Annotated in this window: 18 protein-coding genes; 12 read left to right on the forward strand and 6 right to left on the reverse strand. The window is 65.1% G+C overall.

What is annotated here, in order from left to right; all coding sequences use genetic code 11:
* Window positions 1-12: 12 nt before the first annotated feature.
* From CAG31_RS19150 to CAG31_RS19165, 4 genes are all read left to right on the forward strand, one after another.
* Complete coding sequence (locus CAG31_RS19150; RefSeq protein WP_085584036.1) at window positions 13-1,383, forward strand: aspartate aminotransferase family protein; 1,371 nt, start codon at window positions 13-15, stop codon at window positions 1,381-1,383.
* A 372-nt stretch (window positions 1,384-1,755) separates the two neighbouring features.
* The gene (locus CAG31_RS19155) at window positions 1,756-2,742 is read left to right on the forward strand and encodes an ABC transporter substrate-binding protein (protein WP_085584038.1); all 987 of its coding nucleotides are present in this window, start codon (window positions 1,756-1,758) and stop codon (window positions 2,740-2,742) included.
* 10 nt (window positions 2,743-2,752) lie between these two features.
* Entirely contained in the window at window positions 2,753-3,556 is an 804-nt protein-coding gene (locus CAG31_RS19160) for an ABC transporter permease (protein WP_085584040.1), read from the forward strand.
* A complete protein-coding gene (locus CAG31_RS19165; protein WP_085584042.1) occupies window positions 3,544-4,380 on the forward strand; it encodes an ABC transporter ATP-binding protein in 837 nt (278 codons plus the stop codon). The genes CAG31_RS19160 and CAG31_RS19165 overlap by 13 nt, the downstream gene beginning before the upstream one ends.
* Before the next feature lie 55 nt (window positions 4,381-4,435).
* Here the strand turns inward: CAG31_RS19165 and CAG31_RS19170 are convergent, their stop codons facing one another.
* Together CAG31_RS19170 and CAG31_RS19175 are read right to left on the reverse strand one after the other, a co-directional pair.
* A complete protein-coding gene (locus CAG31_RS19170; protein ID WP_085584044.1) occupies window positions 4,436-5,527 on the reverse strand; it encodes an endonuclease/exonuclease/phosphatase family protein in 1,092 nt (363 codons plus the stop codon).
* Window positions 5,528-5,602: 75 nt separating this feature from the next.
* Window positions 5,603-6,277, reverse strand: a complete 675-nt coding sequence (locus CAG31_RS19175; RefSeq protein ID WP_085584046.1) for a YciC family protein — start codon at window positions 6,275-6,277, stop codon at window positions 5,603-5,605.
* Between the two features lie 178 nt (window positions 6,278-6,455).
* Between CAG31_RS19175 and CAG31_RS19180 the strand changes: the two genes are divergently transcribed.
* The 3 genes from CAG31_RS19180 to CAG31_RS19190 all read left to right on the forward strand — a co-directional run bounded on the left by CAG31_RS19180 (window position 6,456) and on the right by CAG31_RS19190 (window position 8,511).
* Window positions 6,456-7,199 (forward strand): DUF2076 domain-containing protein, encoded by a 744-nt coding sequence (locus tag CAG31_RS19180; RefSeq protein WP_085584048.1) that lies wholly within the window; start codon window positions 6,456-6,458, stop codon window positions 7,197-7,199.
* Between the two features lie 205 nt (window positions 7,200-7,404).
* Window positions 7,405-7,884, forward strand: a complete 480-nt coding sequence (locus tag CAG31_RS19185) for an NYN domain-containing protein (protein ID WP_085584050.1) — start codon at window positions 7,405-7,407, stop codon at window positions 7,882-7,884.
* Between the two features lie 21 nt (window positions 7,885-7,905).
* A complete protein-coding gene (locus tag CAG31_RS19190) occupies window positions 7,906-8,511 on the forward strand; it encodes a PolC-type DNA polymerase III (protein WP_085584052.1) in 606 nt (201 codons plus the stop codon).
* Between the two features lie 83 nt (window positions 8,512-8,594).
* Here the strand turns inward: CAG31_RS19190 and CAG31_RS19195 are convergent, their stop codons facing one another.
* The gene (locus tag CAG31_RS19195; protein ID WP_139831366.1) at window positions 8,595-9,812 is read right to left on the reverse strand and encodes an HNH endonuclease; all 1,218 of its coding nucleotides are present in this window, start codon (window positions 9,810-9,812) and stop codon (window positions 8,595-8,597) included.
* A 59-nt stretch (window positions 9,813-9,871) separates the two neighbouring features.
* Window positions 9,872-10,327 carry an Lrp/AsnC family transcriptional regulator gene (locus CAG31_RS19200; protein WP_085584056.1) on the reverse strand — a complete coding sequence of 152 codons (456 nt, stop codon included), beginning with the start codon at window positions 10,325-10,327 and terminating at the stop codon, window positions 9,872-9,874.
* Between the two features lie 164 nt (window positions 10,328-10,491).
* Here CAG31_RS19200 and yedA point away from each other — a divergent pair, with 164 nt between their 5' ends.
* Both yedA and CAG31_RS19210 read left to right on the forward strand, forming a co-directional pair.
* Window positions 10,492-11,421 carry a drug/metabolite exporter YedA gene (gene yedA, locus CAG31_RS19205; RefSeq protein ID WP_085584059.1) on the forward strand — a complete coding sequence of 310 codons (930 nt, stop codon included), beginning with the start codon at window positions 10,492-10,494 and terminating at the stop codon, window positions 11,419-11,421.
* A 63-nt stretch (window positions 11,422-11,484) separates the two neighbouring features.
* Entirely contained in the window at window positions 11,485-12,816 is a 1,332-nt protein-coding gene (locus CAG31_RS19210; RefSeq protein WP_085584061.1) for a DEAD/DEAH box helicase, read from the forward strand.
* Window positions 12,817-12,981: 165 nt separating this feature from the next.
* Here the strand turns inward: CAG31_RS19210 and CAG31_RS19215 are convergent, their stop codons facing one another.
* Window positions 12,982-14,259: a TIGR03862 family flavoprotein gene (locus CAG31_RS19215; protein ID WP_371856115.1), complete on the reverse strand. Its 1,278-nt coding sequence runs from the start codon at window positions 14,257-14,259 to the stop codon at window positions 12,982-12,984.
* A 270-nt stretch (window positions 14,260-14,529) separates the two neighbouring features.
* On the reverse strand, window positions 14,530-15,450 hold the full coding sequence (locus CAG31_RS19220; RefSeq protein ID WP_085584065.1) for a histone deacetylase: 921 nt from the start codon (window positions 15,448-15,450) through the stop codon (window positions 14,530-14,532).
* An 82-nt stretch (window positions 15,451-15,532) separates the two neighbouring features.
* On the opposite strand from CAG31_RS19220, the gene CAG31_RS19225 reads away from it, so the two are divergent.
* From CAG31_RS19225 to CAG31_RS19235, 3 genes are all read left to right on the forward strand, one after another.
* Window positions 15,533-16,102 (forward strand): GNAT family N-acetyltransferase, encoded by a 570-nt coding sequence (locus tag CAG31_RS19225; RefSeq protein WP_085584067.1) that lies wholly within the window; start codon window positions 15,533-15,535, stop codon window positions 16,100-16,102.
* 109 nt (window positions 16,103-16,211) lie between these two features.
* The gene (tesB, locus tag CAG31_RS19230; RefSeq protein ID WP_085584069.1) at window positions 16,212-17,081 is read left to right on the forward strand and encodes an acyl-CoA thioesterase II; all 870 of its coding nucleotides are present in this window, start codon (window positions 16,212-16,214) and stop codon (window positions 17,079-17,081) included.
* Complete coding sequence (locus CAG31_RS19235) at window positions 17,078-17,671, forward strand: HAD family hydrolase (protein ID WP_085584071.1); 594 nt, start codon at window positions 17,078-17,080, stop codon at window positions 17,669-17,671. Before tesB ends, CAG31_RS19235 begins: the two co-directional genes overlap by 4 nt.
* Window positions 17,672-17,673: the final 2 nt, after the last annotated feature.

Genomic DNA, 17,673 nt, shown 5'->3' on the forward strand with positions numbered 1-17,673 from the left:
GGAGATCCGGCGATGACCACCTCACGTGAAACCCGCGACTACCAGGCCGCCGATGCAGCGCACCACATTCATGCGTTCGTCGACCAGAAGGCCCTCAACGACGAAGGTCCGCGGGTGATGGTGCGCGGCGAGCGCCTGCACCTGTGGGACAACGACGGGCGGCGCTACCTGGACGGCATGTCCGGCCTGTGGTGCACCAACCTGGGCTACGGGCGCCAGGACCTGAACGCCGCCGCCAGCCGGCAGCTGGAGCAGCTGCCGTACTACAACATGTTTTTCCACACCACTCACCCGCAGGTGATCGAGCTGTCCGAGCTGCTGTTCAGCCTGCTGCCGGGGCACTACAGCCACGCGATCTACACCAACTCCGGCTCCGAGGCCAACGAGGTGCTGATCCGCACGGTGCGCCGCTACTGGCAGGTGCTGGGCAAGCCCGAGAAGAAGATCATGATCGGCCGCTGGAACGGCTATCACGGTTCGACCCTGGCGGCGACGGCGCTGGGCGGGATGAAGTTCATGCACGAGATGGGCGGCATGCTGCCCGACATCGAGCACATCGACGAGCCGTACTTCTTCGCCCACGGCGGCGACCTGACCCCGGCGGAATTCGGCGTGCGGGCGGCGCGGCAACTGGAGGCGAAGATCCTCGAACTGGGCGCGGACAAGGTGGCGGGCTTCATCGCCGAACCGTTCCAGGGTGCGGGCGGCATGATCTTCCCGCCGGAAAGCTACTGGCCGGAGATCCAACGCATCTGCCGTCAGTACGACGTGCTGCTGTGCGCCGATGAAGTGATCGGCGGCTTCGGCCGCACCGGCGAATGGTTCGCCCACGAGCATTTCGGCTTCGAGCCGGACACCCTGTCCATCGCCAAGGGCCTGACCTCCGGCTACATCCCCATGGGCGGCCTGATCCTGTCGAAGAAGATGGCCGAAGTGCTGGTGGAGCAGGGCGGGGTGTTCGCCCACGGCCTGACCTATTCCGGGCACCCGGTGGCGGCGGCGGTGGCCATCGCCAACCTCAAGGCGTTGCGCGACGAGGGCGTGGTGACGCGGGTCAAGGACGACATCGGGCCGTACCTGCAGCAGTGCCTGCGCGAGGTGTTCGGCAACCATCCGCTGGTGGGCGACATCCAGGGCGCGGGCATGGTGGCGGCGCTGCAATTGGCCGAGGACAAGGCCACTCGCAAACGCTTCGCCAACGAGAACGACATCGCCTGGCGCTGCCGCACGATCGGCTTCGAGGAAGGCGTGATCATCCGCTCGACCCTGGGCCGGATGATCATGGCGCCGGCGCTGATCGCCAGCCGCGGGGAGATCGATGAGCTGGTGGGCAAGACCCTCAAGGCGCTGGACCGTACGGCGCAGGAGTATGGCCGGCTCTGAGGCAATCGTTCGGCTCAAGGGCCTCATCGCGGGCAAGCCCGCTCCCACACTGGATCTGTGCCCGGCACGAATCCCCTGTGGGAGCGGGCTTGCCCGCGATGGCGGCCGCCCATTCAACGCATTCCCAACGTTCTGCACCCCTCCCGGGCACCCCCGCCCGCTGTGCCCTTTCGCGGTGCCGCCTACCCAGTTTTTTCATCGTTCGCGTCTAACTATTTCCTCGTTTTCCTGACGCTGGGCCTGGGTCAACATCGATCTCGCCAGCGCAACGCGTTGCCCGCCAGAGTCCGCAGAGACCGCAGCGGACAACCGCCCGACCGCCGCCGGCCGTACTGCCCATGACAACTAAATCAACAGCGTTGGGAGTGCTCCATGATCCAGTCCTTGTTCACCCGTCTTGCTTGTCCCCTGGCGGTTACCGCCATCGCCGCCTCGGTCGCCACCGGCGCCCAGGCCGGCACCTTGTCGATCGGCCACACCACGTGGGTCGGCTACGGCACCCTGTACCTGGCCCAGGACCTGGGCTACTTCAAGGAAAACGGCCTGACCGTCGAACTGCCGGTGGTCGAGGAGGCCTCGATGTACATGGCCGCCCAGGCATCGGGCCAACTGTCCGGTTCGGCCTCGACCATCGATGAAGTGCTCAAGTACCGCCCGCAGTTCTGCTTCAAGGCCGTGGCCGCGCTGGACGACAGCCATGGCGGCGACGGTGTGCTGGTGGGCAAGCACGTCAAGAGCCTGCAAGAGCTCAAGGGCCAGGCCGTGGCCGTCAACGAAGGTTCGACCTCGCAGTTCTGGCTGTCGTACCTGCTGAAGAAAAACGGCATGAGCATGAGCGACATCACCGTGCAGAACATGACCGCCGACGATGCCGCCACCGCGTTCATCGCCGGGCGCGTGCCGGCCGCCGTGACTTGGGAGCCGCACCTGTCGATGGTGCGCGACAAGCAGCAGGGCAAGGTGCTGATCGACAGCAGCAGCACGCCGGGCGTGATCGTCGATGTGGTGGCGCTCAACTGCTCGGTGATCGAGAAGCAGCCGGAGGATGTGAAGGCGCTGGTCGCCGGCCTGTACAAGGCCGTGCAGTACACCAAGGACCATCCGCAGAAAGCCTACGAAATCATGGCCAAGGGCGTGGGCGGTTACCTGTCCGATCCCAAGGAACTGGCCGCCGCCGCCCAGGGCGTGCGCTTCTACGACCAAGCCATGAGCGAGAAGCTGCTGGGCAAGCCGGGCGCACCGGGCGACAGCGAGCCGCTGATCAAGCTGGCCAACGAGACCGCCAGCGAACTGCAGGGCAAACCGTTCAACGTCAGCAACGACGATCTGGTGGACAACCGTTTCGTCAGCCCGCTCTAGGAGGCCGGTCATGTTCAAGCGCAATTCGTGGCTGAGCCGCTGCATCACGCCCAAGACCGGTTTGCCGGTGCCGGTGGTGTGGAGCGCCAGCGGGCTGGCCTGGGTGTTGTTGGTGGGCCTGTGGGCCGGGCTGTCGTACGGCGGCGTCGTGCCGGGCATGTTCCTGCCGACTCCCGGGGCGGTGGTCGAGGCGGCCCTGCGCCTGAGCCGCGACGGCACCCTCGGCCAGCACGTCTGGGCCAGTGTCGAAGTGGTGATGGTGGGGTTCATCGTGTCGTCGCTGGTGGCGGTGCCGCTGGGGCTGCTGATGGGCAGTTTCCGCATCGTCCAGGCGTTCCTCGAGCCGATGGTCAACTTCATCCGCTACTTGCCGGTGACCTCGTTCGTGCCGCTGTTCATCCTGTGGATCGGCATCGGCCTGGAGCAACGGGTGTCGGTGATCATCTTCGGCGTGTTCTTCCAGCAACTGGTGATGGTGGCGGACGTGTCCAAGGGCATCTCCAAGGACCTGATCAACGCCTCCTACACCCTGGGCTCCAACCGCCGCGACGCGGTGCTCCACGTGATCGCCCCGGCTTCGCTGCCCGGCGTGCTCGACACCTTGCGGGTGACCATGGGCTGGGCCTGGACCTACCTGGTGGTGGCCGAGCTGGTCGCCGCCTCCAGCGGCCTGGGCTACCTGAGCCTCAAGGCCATGCGCGGCTTTCAGGTGGATGTGATCTTTCTCGCCATCGCGATCATCGGCCTCTTGGGCCTGGTCACCGATCAACTGTTCCGCTTTCTGCGTTTGAGGATTGCCGCATGGGCTCAGTAACCGCCGCCAACCATCGTTTCGTCGAACCGGTCGCCGCGCCGGCCCACGCCGCCCCGCGGCTGCAGGTGGACAAGGTCAGCCTGCGCTACAGCAAGCCCGGTGGCGGTACGTTCACCGCGCTGGAAGAGGTGTCGTTCGAGGTGCCGGACCAGCAGTTCGCGGTGCTGGTGGGGCCGTCGGGCTGCGGCAAGTCGAGCCTTTTGTACCTCACCGCCGGGCTGGCCGAGCCCACCGGCGGCCAGATCTACGTCGGCGGTCAGCAGGTGCAGGGCCCCGGCGCGGACCGCGGCATGGTGTTCCAGAGCTACACGCTGTTCCCGTGGCTGACGGTGCGCCAGAACGTCGAGTTCGGCCTCAAGCGTCGGGGCCTGCCGGCGGCGCGGCGCAAGGAGATCGTCGACCACTACGTGCATGAGGTGGGCCTGTCCGGGTTCGCCGACAACTACGCCAAGCAGCTGTCCGGCGGCATGATGCAGCGGGTGGCGATTGCCCGGGCGCTGGCCAACGATCCGCAGATCCTGCTGATGGACGAGCCCTTCGGTGCCCTCGACAGCCAGACCCGCCTGCAGATGCAGCAACTGCTGCTGCGGGTGTGGGGCAACAGCAAGAAGACCGTGCTGTTCGTGACCCACGACATCGACGAGGCCATCCTGCTCGGCGACCGGGTCTATGTGATGGGCGCGCGGCCCGGGCGGATCAAGCAGATCCTCGACGTGCCCATCGAACGCCCGCGTTCGCTGGACATGGTCATGGAGCGCTCGTTCATCGACATGAAGCGGCAGATCTTCGGGCTGCTGCACGACGATCTGGACGAGGCCCACTGACAGGCCCGCACACCATAAAACTCTGTGGGAGCGAACCTGCTCGCGATGACGGCGGTCAGGGAGTAGGAGGCAACAGGAACCGCGCGACCACCGGCAAATGGTCGGAGATGCGCAAGGTGTCGTCCTGGCGCACACGGGCCTCGACCCGCTTGACCTTCGGGCTGTGGAACAGGAAATCCACCGTGCGGTCCGGGCCGTTCAGGGCCGGGTCGTTGGGGTAGTGGGTCAGCCATCGGGCGCGGTCGATGCCGCCGGCCTCGTTGTTGGTCGGGATCATCGGATATTTGTCCCACAGCAGGTGCAGCGCACTGTCGGCGGCGTAGGGCGTGCGCTGCTCCGCCGGCAGGCGCCGGTACTGGCCCAGGGGCAACAGGTTGAAGTCGCCGCCGATCAGCCACGCGATGCCGTGGCTTTCGTGCTTGTCGAGCACCTTGGCCACCGCCGCCACCTGCGCCCGGGCGGTGTCGGCGGAAGCCTCTGTGGAGGGCCGGGCGCGTTCCAGCAGGGTGTTGAGCACCACCAGTTGGCCGCCGTCGCTCAGGGGCAGCGCCGTGCTGAGCAAGGCGTTTTTCGGCTGGAACTGGCGGCTGATGACGTTGGCCGGCGCCACCGGCAGTTGCAGGCGTTCGGCGTGTTCGATGCGGTAGCGGGAGAGGGTGGCGAGCTGCCGGCCGACGCTGCCGAAAATGTGCGGGTCGGGAACGAAATCGGCCTTCCAGTCGAAAGCATGGGCGCTGCACGGGTAGAGGTCGGTGAGGCGTTCCTGCAACAGCTTCAGCTGGTTCTGGTAGCCGCTGGCCTTGGCGCCGTCGTCCAGTTCCTGCAACAGCACGATGTCGGGCTGTTCGTCGCGGATCACCCGCGCCACCTCGTCGAGGCTGAAGGCCATGTCGTCGGCGGTCGGGGCTTCATCCTCGCCGTGGGCCAGGTCGTTCCAGAACACGTAACGCTTGCCGGCCAGGTACTGGACATTCCAGGTCATCACCTTGAGCGCCTGGCCGGGCACCAGCATCGGCGGTTGCCCGGTGCAGCTGACCGGCAGGGTTTCCCGGGCGTCGGGGCGCCAGGTCAGGCTGTAGAGCGCCGTGCCGGCGAGGGCGACGACGAACAGCACGGGCAACAGGATGTAGCGCAGCAGTCGGGTCATGGCTCAACGCATCGCGTTCTGCAAAGTGGCCCCGAGCATACCCGAGACCCGTCGCCGAGCCCAAGGCCAGAGCGGTCAGACCGTTCCGCTTCGCTTGTCGGGCAGTTCGCTGATGAGCATGAACAGGCGGAACAGCACCACGCTGGTGAACAGTTGCAGGAAGCTCTGGGCGCTGTCGATCAGCACCGCGACCAGCGGGTTTTGCGGCTCGGGGTAGACCTGCAGGGTCATGCCCTTGAGCAGCCACAACGGCCCCATCACGCACAGGATGCAGCCCAGGATCCGCAGGAAGTGCCCCCGGGTCAGGCGCAGGCTTTCCTTCATCGCCTGCAGCGGGCCGAAGCCGCGCAGCACCAGCAGGTATTCGCCGAACGCGAGGGTGACCATCAGCCACAGCCCCGGCAGGAAATACAGCGACAGGCCGAGCAGGATCAGCAGGGTGTTGAGGGCGGTCAGCACCGCGAAGCGCGGCCACAGGCGCGCGGACATGGCCAACAGGTCGCGGATCAGCGGGGTCTCGCCGCGGGTGCGGGCATCGAGGAACAGGATCAGGGCGGCGGTGTACAGCGGGTACACCAACAGGCCGACGATCACGCTGATGGCCGAGACATTGTCCGGGTCGCCGGCGCGGTCGACCATCTGCTGCAGGAACGCCTCGAAGATCACCAGCGGCAGGCACAGCTGGACGATCCGCCCCAGATGGCGTTTGAAGAAGTACAGGGAGTCGCGCAGCACATCGAAGGCATTCATCAGTCGGTATCGCAGGTCAAAAACAGTGGCTCACTTTAACCGATGACGCCTTCGGCTGCGCAAACGTAAACGTTCGGTAAAGACCATTGAAACATTCTGCCGCTGCCTCCATTACGGAGGGGCGCCCCGACCGATGTGGACGGGGGCGACGTTATCCCCGGCAATCTGTGAGGTCGCCATGAACACCGAAGAACAAACCCTGATCGATGGACTGTTTTCCCGCCTGCAGCAGGCCGAGACGGAGGCAGCCCCGCGCGACGCCCAGGCCGAGGCGCGGATCAAGGAACACCTGACGCGCCAGCCGGCCGCAGGTTATTTCATGACCCAGGCGATTCTGGTGCAGGAGGCCGCCCTCAAGAGCCTCGACGAACAGAACAAGCAACTGACCCAGCAGGTCCAGCGCCTGCAGGCCGAACTGCAATCGGCCAAGGCCCAGACCGCGGCGCCGGCCCCGAGTGGCGGCGGGTTCCTGTCCAGCATTTTCGGCGGCAGCCCGCGCCCGGCGGCCGCACCGGCCCAGAGCGCCGCGCCGGCCACCGGCGGCTGGCGCGAACCGGCCCCGTCGAACTACGGCGCACCGCCGCCGCAGCAGAACTTCGGCGCCCCGCCATCCAGCTACGCCCCGCAGCAGGCCGCCCCTTCGGCGGGCAGCAGCTTCCTCGGCGGCGCCCTGAAGACCGCCGCCGGCGTGGCGGGCGGGGTAATGCTGGCGCAAGGCATCAGCAGCCTGTTCAGCCACAACCAGCAGCCGCAGGAAATCGTCGAAGTGATCAAGGAAGTGCCGGAGCCGGCCAGCGACCAGGGCAACAACGGCTGGGGCGACGAGCAGCGCTATGCGGGCAATGACCAGGGCGGCTTCACCGACACCGACTACAGCGACGACAACTCGTCGTTCTTCGATGACGACGATTCCTACGTCTGACCAACGGTAAAGCCTGCACCTTGTGGCGAGGGCGCTGGCTCCCGCCGGACTGCGCAGCAGGCCTGTCTCTTGAAAGACGCGGCTGCTTCGAAGCCCGGCGGGAGCCAGCGCCCTCGCCACATTGCCGTTTACTGGCATACTGAGCGCCTTTTTCGGGCCTGGCGCCTGATCCGGCTCATGCGCGTTGGCGCCCAGAGGTATTCCGGTGAAAAAAATCGCAGTGTTCGCCGACGTGCAGAACCTCTACTACACCGTGCGTCAGGCCTACGGTTGCCACTTCAACTACGCGGCGCTGTGGGCGGACGTCAGCCGCCAAGGCCAGATCGTCGAGGCCTACGCCTACGCCATCGACCGCGGCGACAGCAAGCAGCAGCAGTTCCAGCAGATCCTGCGCAACCTGGGCTTCACCGTGAAGCTCAAGCCCTACATCCAGCGCAGCGACGGTTCGGCCAAGGGCGACTGGGACGTGGGCATCACCCTCGACATCATGGACGCCGCCGACCACGTCGACGAAATCGTCCTGGCCTCCGGCGACGGCGATTTCGACATGCTGCTGGAGCGCGTCGCCCACAAGCACGGCGTGCAGACGGTGGCCTACGGCGTGCCGGGCCTGACCGCCAACTCACTGATCCGCGCCGCCGGCCGCTACGTGCCGATCGACGGCGCGCTGTTGCTCAAGCATTGATTTGAACGGAGCCCACCCGGTTTGGAACGCATTGCAGTCATCGACTTCGAAACCACCGGCATCTCGCCCAGCAGCAGTTGCCGCGCCACGGAAATCGCCGTGGTCATGCTGGAGAACGGTCGCATCGTCGAGCGTTACCAAAGCCTGATGAACGCCGGCGTGCGCGTCCCGGCTTTCATCGAACAACTGACCGGCATCAGCAACGCCATGCTGCGCACCGCGCCCTCGGCCGAGCAGGTGATGAACGAAGTCAACGAATTCGTCGGCACCACGCCGCTGCTGGCGCACAACGCCGCGTTCGACCAGAAGTTCTGGGACTTCGAACTGGGTCGGATCAAACGCACCCGCCTGCAGAACTTCGCCTGCTCGCTGCTGCTGGCCCGACGCCTGATGCCGGCGGCGCCGAACCACAAACTCGGCACGCTCACCGCTTTCGCCAACCTGCCGCACACCGGCCAGGCCCACCGGGCGATGGCCGACGCCGAAATGGCGGCCAACCTGCTGGCCCACATGGCGGACGACCTGCGCAACCGGCACGGGGTGCGGGAGATCTCCCATGATTGGCTGTGCCGGTTGCAGAAGGTGCCGGCGGCGAAGGTGGGGGAGCATTTGCGGCGCTATTGCTAGGTCACGGGAAATAGCGCGTCGGAGAGTGAAGCGATGCCTTGGCCCTGTTTCCTAAAAGAGCAGGATCGTTTCCATCGGTTTTCTCAAGTGTCTCTCCGATGTCCATCGGGTTGGGAATCCTCCGAAAAAGAGTGCGCATTTTTTGCATTCTCTTCTCTTTGTGCGTACCGGTCGGCGATGGAGTCAAACATTTTTTGCAGGTCATCAACAATTCCATCTAGCAGGATTTCCGCATTTTCACGCGTGTTTTCAAGAGAGTTTGCGGCAGCAAGGCGTTTGTCGACGAGTCTCTTCATCTCCCGCTCCTGACTTCTTTGCTCGGTCATGGCTATCAAGCATTCAAGGCGTTCTGTATGTCGCTGTACGATGGAGGGGTGATCAGGGTGAGTCTCTGCGCTCCAGTCACTCTCGATTACGGCCTCCCAGTTGACGTCGGGCTCGGTTTCAGTTCCCGTGACAATGTTTATGCCGTAGGCCTGCTTGATCGCGGTGTCTCCAGAGTAGGGCACACAGACGGTTCCGCAATAGATTCCGAATAGCTCAACGTTTATCAACGCCTTCTGTTTTTGGGGACTTGCCACCAAAAAAATCGTATGGGTATCTGGCGAATGGTCAACGACTTCAAAGTCAGGTAGCCAGTAGAACGTATCAGGCGGGAGCGGAATATCGTTGGTGGCTTCTTTTGTGTCGTAGTCCGGAAGTTTGGATACATATTCGCGAAGAAGCGGATGTGCGCCGACATTGTGATGTTCTGAAAAGAGAGAGGCCATGACAAAAATGGCAGGGAAAATGTTGTGATGGCTGAGGTTAAGCTCATATCCCATCGGATGGGTTGGGTATGATTCGGTAAACGTGGCGTTCGATATGGCGGTTGAGATGTCCATATCATGGTCAGGGTGTAGTTTTTGTATGCGCTGTAGATGGTTTTTGTAGTCGTTTAGGTCTCTGGAGTGAAATGTATAAAGGACTCCATCAGACTTTTCTGTTCTTTTGAATGTTGGCTTTGTCGCTCTGAAGGGCGTTCCAAAGTTTGTGTAGTATTTGTCACCCCGGGTGTCTGTCATCACTGTATTTGGCGGTGCGGATCCGTCCTCTCTTACACCGCCCAAAGAGGACATTACCGGGTTGAACAGTTTGATGATTCTCAGATCGACCCGTTTATTGAGTATGTCATTGGCGGTTCTGCTGATGAGGCCTTTGGGCTTCAGTGTTCCTCCAAGTGCGAGAGGAATGATGTGTGCGAACGAGTCGGCTTCCACTGTAAGGGGTTGCTGAGTGATGAGGCATTCTTTGGCATCCATTGCGCTATTCCATTGATTTCAACATGAGGGGTATGCGAGCGGGCAAGTATTTATGAGCGCTAAACTTTTGTCACTGCCTCTAATTGCCCCAGCGGCACCCGCTTCTCTATCGCGCTCGACAGCACGATGGACGTCTTGCTGAACCCGAATTTCGCCACCCGGTCGATCAGTTGCTCCAGCTCCGGCATCGAGCCCACCGCCGCCTGCATGATCACGCACGGGTCGCCGGTGACGCGGTGGCATTCGGTGAGCTGCGGAATTTTGATCAGGTCGTCGTAGGCCTTCTGGTTGCCGTGCTGGTTCAGGCGCAGTTCGATGACGCAGCGGATCGGCAGGCCGAGCTTGGCCATGTCGACTTTCGCCTGGTAGCCGGTGATCACGCCGCTGGCCTCCAGCTTGGCCACGCGCTCGGCCACGGCGGGGGCGGAGAGGTTCACTTTGCGGGCGAGGTCGGCGTAGGACGCGCGACCGTTTTCCAGCAGGGCGCCGAGCAGCATGCGGTCGTACTTGTCCATGGGCGGACTCCTGAAAAGGCCAGACTTTCGAAAGGATGGCTGATCGACGCGATCTCCGTGATTTCAAAAGTGTACCGGTGCGATAAACAGGTTTTGTAACTTATTTTCGCCGCCCGGCCTTTCTAGAATAGTCGGTCTCCCTGCCTTGATGTCGAGCTGCTCCCATGTCTGCCGTGCGCCGTTTTTCCCTGCCGTTGATTGCCGCGTTCTTTGCGCTGTACGTGATTTGGGGATCGACCTACCTGGTGATCCGTCTCGGCGTCGAACACTGGCCGCCGCTGATGCTCGGCGGCGTGCGCTTCGTGATCGCCGGCAGCCTGATGTACGGATTCCTGCGCTGGCGCGGGGTGCCGGCGCCGACCTGGGCGCAGTGGAAGGCGGCGGGGCTGATCGGGATTCTGCTGCTGAGCTTCGGCAACGGCGCGGTGACGGTGGCCGAACACACGGGCGTGGCCTCCGGCGTGGCGGCGCTGGCTGTGGCGACAGTGCCGCTGTTCACCTTGCTCTTCGGCTACTTCTGGGGCGCGCGCAACACCCGTCTGGAATGGGCCGGGGTGGCGATGGGGATCCTCGGCATCGCGATGCTCAACATGGGCTCCAACCTGCAATCCAGTCCGCTGGGGGCGGCGCTGCTGATCTTCGCGGCGGCGGCCTGGGCCTTCGGTTCGGTGTGGAGCAAGCACTTGCCGCTGCCCCAGGGCGCCATGGCCAGCGCGGCGGAAATGCTTGTCGGCGGCGTGGTGCTGCTGATCGGCAGCGCGGTCAGCGGCGAGCGCCTGGAGGCCATGCCGCCGCTGGACGGCTGGCTGGCGCTGGCGTACCTGATCTTCTTCGGCTCGATCATCGCGTTCAACGCCTACATGTACCTGCTCAAGCACGTGCGCCCGGCGGCGGCCACCAGTTATGCCTACGTCAACCCGGCGGTGGCGGTGCTGCTGGGGATCGTGTTCGTGGGCGAGACCATCGGCCTTGAGGAAGCGTTGGCGATGCTGGTGATCATCAGCGCGGTGGTGCTGATCGGCCTGCCGCAATGGCGGCGGGGGGCGGAGCGTCCGGCGGTCGTGGCGGCGCCGACAGAAACCCGGGCGAATTAGGGTAAACTGCGCGCCATTGCACACTCGTTGCACCTTTGCGCTGAATTTTCCTACGGTACTCCCATGACTTTCGCCACCCTTGGCCTGATTGAACCTCTGCTGCGCGCCCTTGAAGCGCTCGGCTACCAGACCCCGACGCCGGTGCAGGCCCAGGCCGTTCCGGCAGTGCTGGCCGGCCGCGACCTGATGGCGGCGGCCCAGACCGGCACCGGCAAGACCGCCGGTTTCGCCTTGCCGCTGCTGCAACTGTTGACGATGGAAGGGCCGAAGGTCGCCGCCAACTCGGTGCGCGCGCTGATCCTGGTGCCGACTCGCGAGCTGGCCGAGCAGGTCCACGAGGCCGTGCGCCAGTACGCCGAGCACCTGCCGCTGCGCACCTACGCGGTGTACGGCGGCGTCAGCATCAACCCGCAGATGATGAAGCTGCGCGGCGGCGTCGACCTGCTGGTGGCGACCCCGGGCCGTCTGCTCGACCTGTTCCGCCAGAACGCGCTGAAGTTCAACCAGTTGCAGACCCTGGTGCTGGACGAAGCCGACCGCATGCTCGACCTGGGCTTTTCCGAAGAGCTGGCGAACATTTACCGCGCCCTGCCGAAGAAACGTCAGACGCTGCTGTTCTCCGCGACCTTCTCCGACGACATCCGCCTGCTGGCCGGGCAGATGCTCAACGATCCGCTGAGCATCGAGGTCAGCCCGCGCAACGTCGCCGCCAACACCGTCAAGCAATGGGTGGTGACGGTGGACAAGAAGCGCAAGTCCGAACTGTTCGTGCACCTGATGCGCAAGAACAAGTGGAAGCAGGTGCTGGTGTTCGCCAAGACCCGCAACGGCGTGGATGCGCTGGTGGAGAAACTTCAGGGCCTGGGCGTGAACGCCGACGGTATCCACGGCGACAAGCCCCAGGCGACCCGGCAGCGTGCGCTGGACCGCTTCAAGCTCGGCGAGGTGCAGATCCTGGTGGCCACCGACGTGGCGGCCCGGGGCCTGGACATCGAGGACCTGCCGCTGGTGGTCAACTTCGATCTGCCGATCGTGGCCGAAGATTACATCCACCGCATCGGCCGCACCGGCCGGGCGGGCTCCACCGGACAGGCGATTTCGTTGGTGTGCGCCGATGAGGTGAACCTGCTGTCGGCCATCGAGATGCTGACGCGCCAGACGCTCAAGCGCGAGAACGAGCCGGACTTCGAGCCCGACCACCGGGTGCCGGACACCGACGCCAGCGGCCAGGTGATCAAGAAGCCGAAGAAACCGAAAAAGCCGAAAGTGACCGGCGGCAAGCGCAACCTGGGCAAGTGGGTGGACAGCGGCGACACGGCGGTGTCGGAACCTGCGATCAAGCCTGTGCGAAAAGTGCCGGCATTCAACACCGGGCCGCGTAAGCGCAAGCCTTGATCCCATCGCGCTGATCAGACTGTAATCGCCAGCCTGCTGGCGATTGCGGTGGGTCAGCCAGCACTGTTGTCGGCTGTGCCGGCCTCATCGCTGGCAAGCCAGCTCCCACAGGATTTTTGGTGTGCAGGGGCTCAGTGTGGGAGCCAGCCTGCTGGCGATTGGATTTCAGCCTTTGCGCTGCAGCCACTCGATCATCCCCAAACCCGCCGTCCGCCCGCTGGCGAAACACGCCGTCAGCAGATAGCCCCCGGTCGGGGCTTCCCAGTCGAGCATCTCGCCGGCGCAGAACACCCCTGGCAACGCCTTGAGCATCAGCCGTTCATCCATGGCCTCGAACGTCACGCCGCCGGCGCTGCTGATCGCTTCGTCCAGCGGGCGCGCCTTCACCAGCGTCAGGGGCAAGGCCTTGATCGCCCCGGCCAGTCGCGCCGGGTCGGCGAAGGTCTGGGCGTCGGTCAGTTCCCGCAGCAGCGCCGCCTTCACCCCGTCGATCCCGAGCTGGCCGTGCAGGTGCTTGGCCATCGTGCGCGAGCCGCGGGGTTTGCTCAAGGCGGCCTGGATCTTATCCACAGGCCGGCCGGGCAGCAGGTCGATGTGCACAACGGCCGAACCGTTGCGGTTGATCGCCTCGCGGATCGGCGCCGACAGCGCGTAGACCAGGCTGCCTTCGATGCCGGTGGCGGTGATGACGCATTCGCCCAGGCGCGGCTTGTCGTCGTTCAGGCCGATGCCGATGTTCTTCAGCGGTGCGCCGGCGAATTTGCTGACCATCAGATCGCTCCACGCCGACACCTCGAAGCCGCAATTGCTCGGCTGCAACGGCGCCAGTCCTACGCCGCGTTGCTCCAACGCCAGCATCCAGGCACCGTCCGAACCCAGGCGCGACCAGCTGCCGCCGCCGAGGGCGAGCAGGGTGGCGTCGGGGGTGAGGGTCTTTTCGCCGTCGGGGCTGTCGACGCGCAAAGCGCCGTTGGCGTCCCAGCCGATCCAGCGGTGGCGGGTGTGGATAACGACGCCGCCGTCGCGCAGGCGCTTGAGCCAGGCGCGCAGCAGCGGTGCGGCTTTCATGTCGGTGGGGAACACCCGGCCGGAACTGCCGATGAAGGTGTCGATGCCCAATCCGTGGATCCAGCGGCACAGCGCGTCGGCGTCGAAGTCCCGCAGCAGCGGGGCGATCTGCGGTGCGCGCTCGGCGTAGCGGGAGAGGAACGCCGGGTACGCTTCGGAATGGGTGATGTTCATGCCGCCGACCCCGGCCAGCAGGAACTTGCGGCCCACCGAGGGCATGCCGTCGTACAGGTCGACGCGCACGCCGGCCTGGCTCAGCACCTCGGCGGCCATCAGGCCGGCGGGGCCTCCGCCGATGATGGCGACGTGGTGGGGGGCGGTGGAGGCGGGCTGGGTCATGGCGTGCGCTGCGGTCTGGCGGGAAGAGGCGCGCATTCTACCAGCCGCGAACCCTGTGGGAGCGAGCTTGCTCGCGATGGCGACGGCACATCCGGCATCGATGGGTCGGACAGACCGTTATCGCCAGCAGGCTGGCGCCCTCCGTGTTTGCTTTTTGCGATTCAACATGGGCTCCGCCGGGCGGAGTCAGGCACTGGTCAAAAAACGACCATCGCGCTGCAGGCCAGGGTCAGCGTGGGCTGTAGTCCCTTTCGCGCAGGTTATCCACAGGCCGTTCCACAGCGATTGTGGGTAACGCAGCACAACTCAATGACAACCGGATGACTGCCAGACCCGCTGCGCGCTGTGGTGCAGGATGCCGTGGCGGCGGGCGAGGGCCTGGCGGTCCTTGCTGTAACCGCCGCCGATGACGCCGACCACCGGGATGTCGCGGCCCAGGCAATGGCGCATGACGCTTTCGTCCCGGGCGGCCACGCCGGCGTCGGTCAATTGCAGATAACCGAGGGCGTCGTCCTTGTGCACGTCGACGCCGGCGTCGTACAGCACCAGGTCCGGCTGGTACAGCGGCAGCAGGTAGTTGAGGGCATCGTCGACGACGCGCAGGTAATCGGCGTCGCCCATGCCCTTGGGCAGTGGGATGTCCCAGTCGCTTTCGGCCTTGCGTGCGGGAAAGTTCTTTTCGCAATGCAGGGAAACGGTGATCGCCTCCGGGGTGTCGTGCAGGATCCGGGCGGTGCCGTCGCCTTGGTGCACGTCGCAGTCGAAGATCAGCACGCGGTTCACCCGGCCGCTCTGCAGCAGGTAGTGGCTGATGATCGCCAGGTCGTTGAAGATGCAGAACCCGGCAGGGTAGTCGTAGTGGGCGTGGTGGGTGCCGCCGGCCAGGTGGCAGGCCAGGCCGTGCTCCAGGGCCTTTTCCGCCGCCAGGATCGAACCGCCGACCGCCCGCACCGTGCGCCGGGCCAGCGCCTCGTTCCACGGCAGGCCGAGGCGGCGCTGGTCTTCGCGCGACAGCTCGCCGCTCATGTAGCGCTCGATGTAGTCGCGGTCATGGGCCAGGGCGAGGATATCCGGCGGGCACAACTGCGGTCGCAGCAGGTCTTCGTCACGGGTCAGTCCGCTGTCCACCAGGTGGTCGCGCAGCAGGCGGAACTTGTCCATCGGGAACCGGTGATCCGCCGGGAACTCAGGGCTGTAGTCGTCGTGGTAGATCAACGGTAATGGCATGGAGAAATCATGTAGGCACGCAGGAAAGAATCACGGATCCTACCAGCGATGTAGACTGGCGGCACGGAAACGGAGGGGCACCATGGAGCCGATACTTGAGCTTGAAAGCGCAAGGCTGCGGATGCGCCAGTGGCAGGACGAGGATTTGCCGGCATTTGCCGCGATGTGCGCCGATCCGCAGGTGATGCGCTATTTCCCTGCACCGTTGACCCGACTGGAAAGCGCCTCGATGATCGGTCGCGTGCGCGGGCATTTTGCCGAACACGGTTATGGCCTGTGGGCGCTGGAGCGCAAGGACTCCGGCCAGTTCATCGGCTTCACGGGCCTAGGCGTGGTCGGCTTCGACGCGCCGTTCACCCCGGCGGTGGAAATCGGCTGGCGCCTGGCCAAGGAGCACTGGGGCCTGGGGTATGCCAGCGAAGCGGCGTGGACGGCGCTGCGTTGCGGCTTCGACCGGGTGGCGCTGAACGAGGTGGTGTCGTTCACCAGTGAGTCCAACCTGCCGTCGCAGAAAGTGATGCAGGCCATCGGCATGCACCACGCCGAGGCGGATGATTTCGATCACCCGCGCCTGGCCGACGGCCATCCGCTGCGCCGGCATGTGCTGTACCGCATCAGCCGCGAGCAGTGGCTGCAAACCTTGCATGGATAAGCAAACACGGACGTTTAAAATGGCCGCCGCCCCGAAGGGCCCGGCCAGAACCTGAATCCCCCGCCGCAGCCGAGACTGCGCGGTTTTGCTTTGTGTGAGGAGAGTCTGAATGAGCCAAGTGTTGGAAGATCTGGTGGATCTGCTGACCCTCGAACCGATCGAGGAAAACCTGTTCCGCGGCCGCAGCCAGGATCTGGGGTTCCGCCAGCTGTTCGGCGGCCAGGTGCTCGGCCAGTCGTTGTCGGCGGCCAGTCAGACCGTCGAAGAGGCGCGGCATGTGCACTCGATGCACGGTTATTTCCTGCGTCCGGGGGACGCCAAGCTGCCGGTGGTGTACTCGGTGGACCGCGTGCGCGACGGCGGCAGCTTCAGCACCCGGCGCGTCACGGCGATCCAGAAGGGCCATCCGATCTTCACGTGCAGCGCTTCGTTCCAGTACGACGAGGAAGGCTTCGAGCACCAGAGCCGGATGCCTGAGGTCGTCGGCCCGGAGAACCTGCCGTCGGAACTGGAGATCACCCAGCAGCGCGCCCATCTGATCCCCGAGCACATGCGCGAGAAGCTGCTGTGCCCGAAACCGATCGAGGTGCGCCCGGTCACCGAAAAGGATCCGTACAACCCGCAGCCGGCCGACCCGGTCAAGTACGTGTGGTTCCGCGCCGACGGCGCCCTGGCCGACATCCCGGCCCTGCACAAGTACTTGTTGGCCTACGCCTCGGACTTCGGCCTGCTGACCACGTCGATGCTGCCCCACGGCAAGTCGGTCTGGCAGAAGGACATGCAGGTCGCCAGCCTCGACCACGCGCTGTGGTTCCACAATGACCTGCGCGCCGACGACTGGCTGCTCTACGCGATGGACAGCCCGTGGGCCGGCAACTCCCGCGGGTTCTCCCGGGGCAGCGTGTTCAACCGCGCCGGGCAACTGGTGGCGTCGGTGACCCAGGAAGGCCTCATCCGCCACCGCAAGGACTGGGCATGAGTCTGGCGGACGTGCGGCACTGGGTGTTCGACATGGACGGCACCCTGACCGTCGCGGTGCATGACTTCGCGGCGATCCGGGTGGCGTTGTCGATTCCGCCCGAGGACGACATCCTCACCCACCTTGCGGCCTTGCCGGCGGACGAAGCGGCGGCCAAGCACGCCTGGCTGCTGGAGCATGAACGGGATCTGGCGCTGGGCTCGACCCCGGCTTCCGGCGCGGTGGAGCTGGTGCGCGACCTGCACGCCCGGGGCTACCGGCTCGGCATCCTGACCCGCAATGCCCGCGAGCTGGCCCATGTCACGCTCGAAGCCATCGGCCTGGCCGACTGCTTTGCCGTGGAGGATGTGCTGGGCCGCGACGAAGCGCCGCCCAAGCCGCATCCCGGCGGGCTGCTGAAACTGGCGCACGCCTGGGCGGTGCCGGCCAGCGAGATGGTGATGGTCGGCGACTACCGCTTCGACCTCGATTGCGGCCGGGCGGCGGGGGCGCGGACGGTGCTGGTGAACCTGCCGGACAACCCATGGCCGGAACTCACGGACTGGCACGCGAAGGATTGCGTCGAGCTGCGGCGGATGGTGTTCGCCTGAGC

Source organism: Pseudomonas sp. R25(2017), from assembly GCF_002112565.1.
Taxonomy (GTDB): domain Bacteria; phylum Pseudomonadota; class Gammaproteobacteria; order Pseudomonadales; family Pseudomonadaceae; genus Aquipseudomonas; species Aquipseudomonas ekonensis.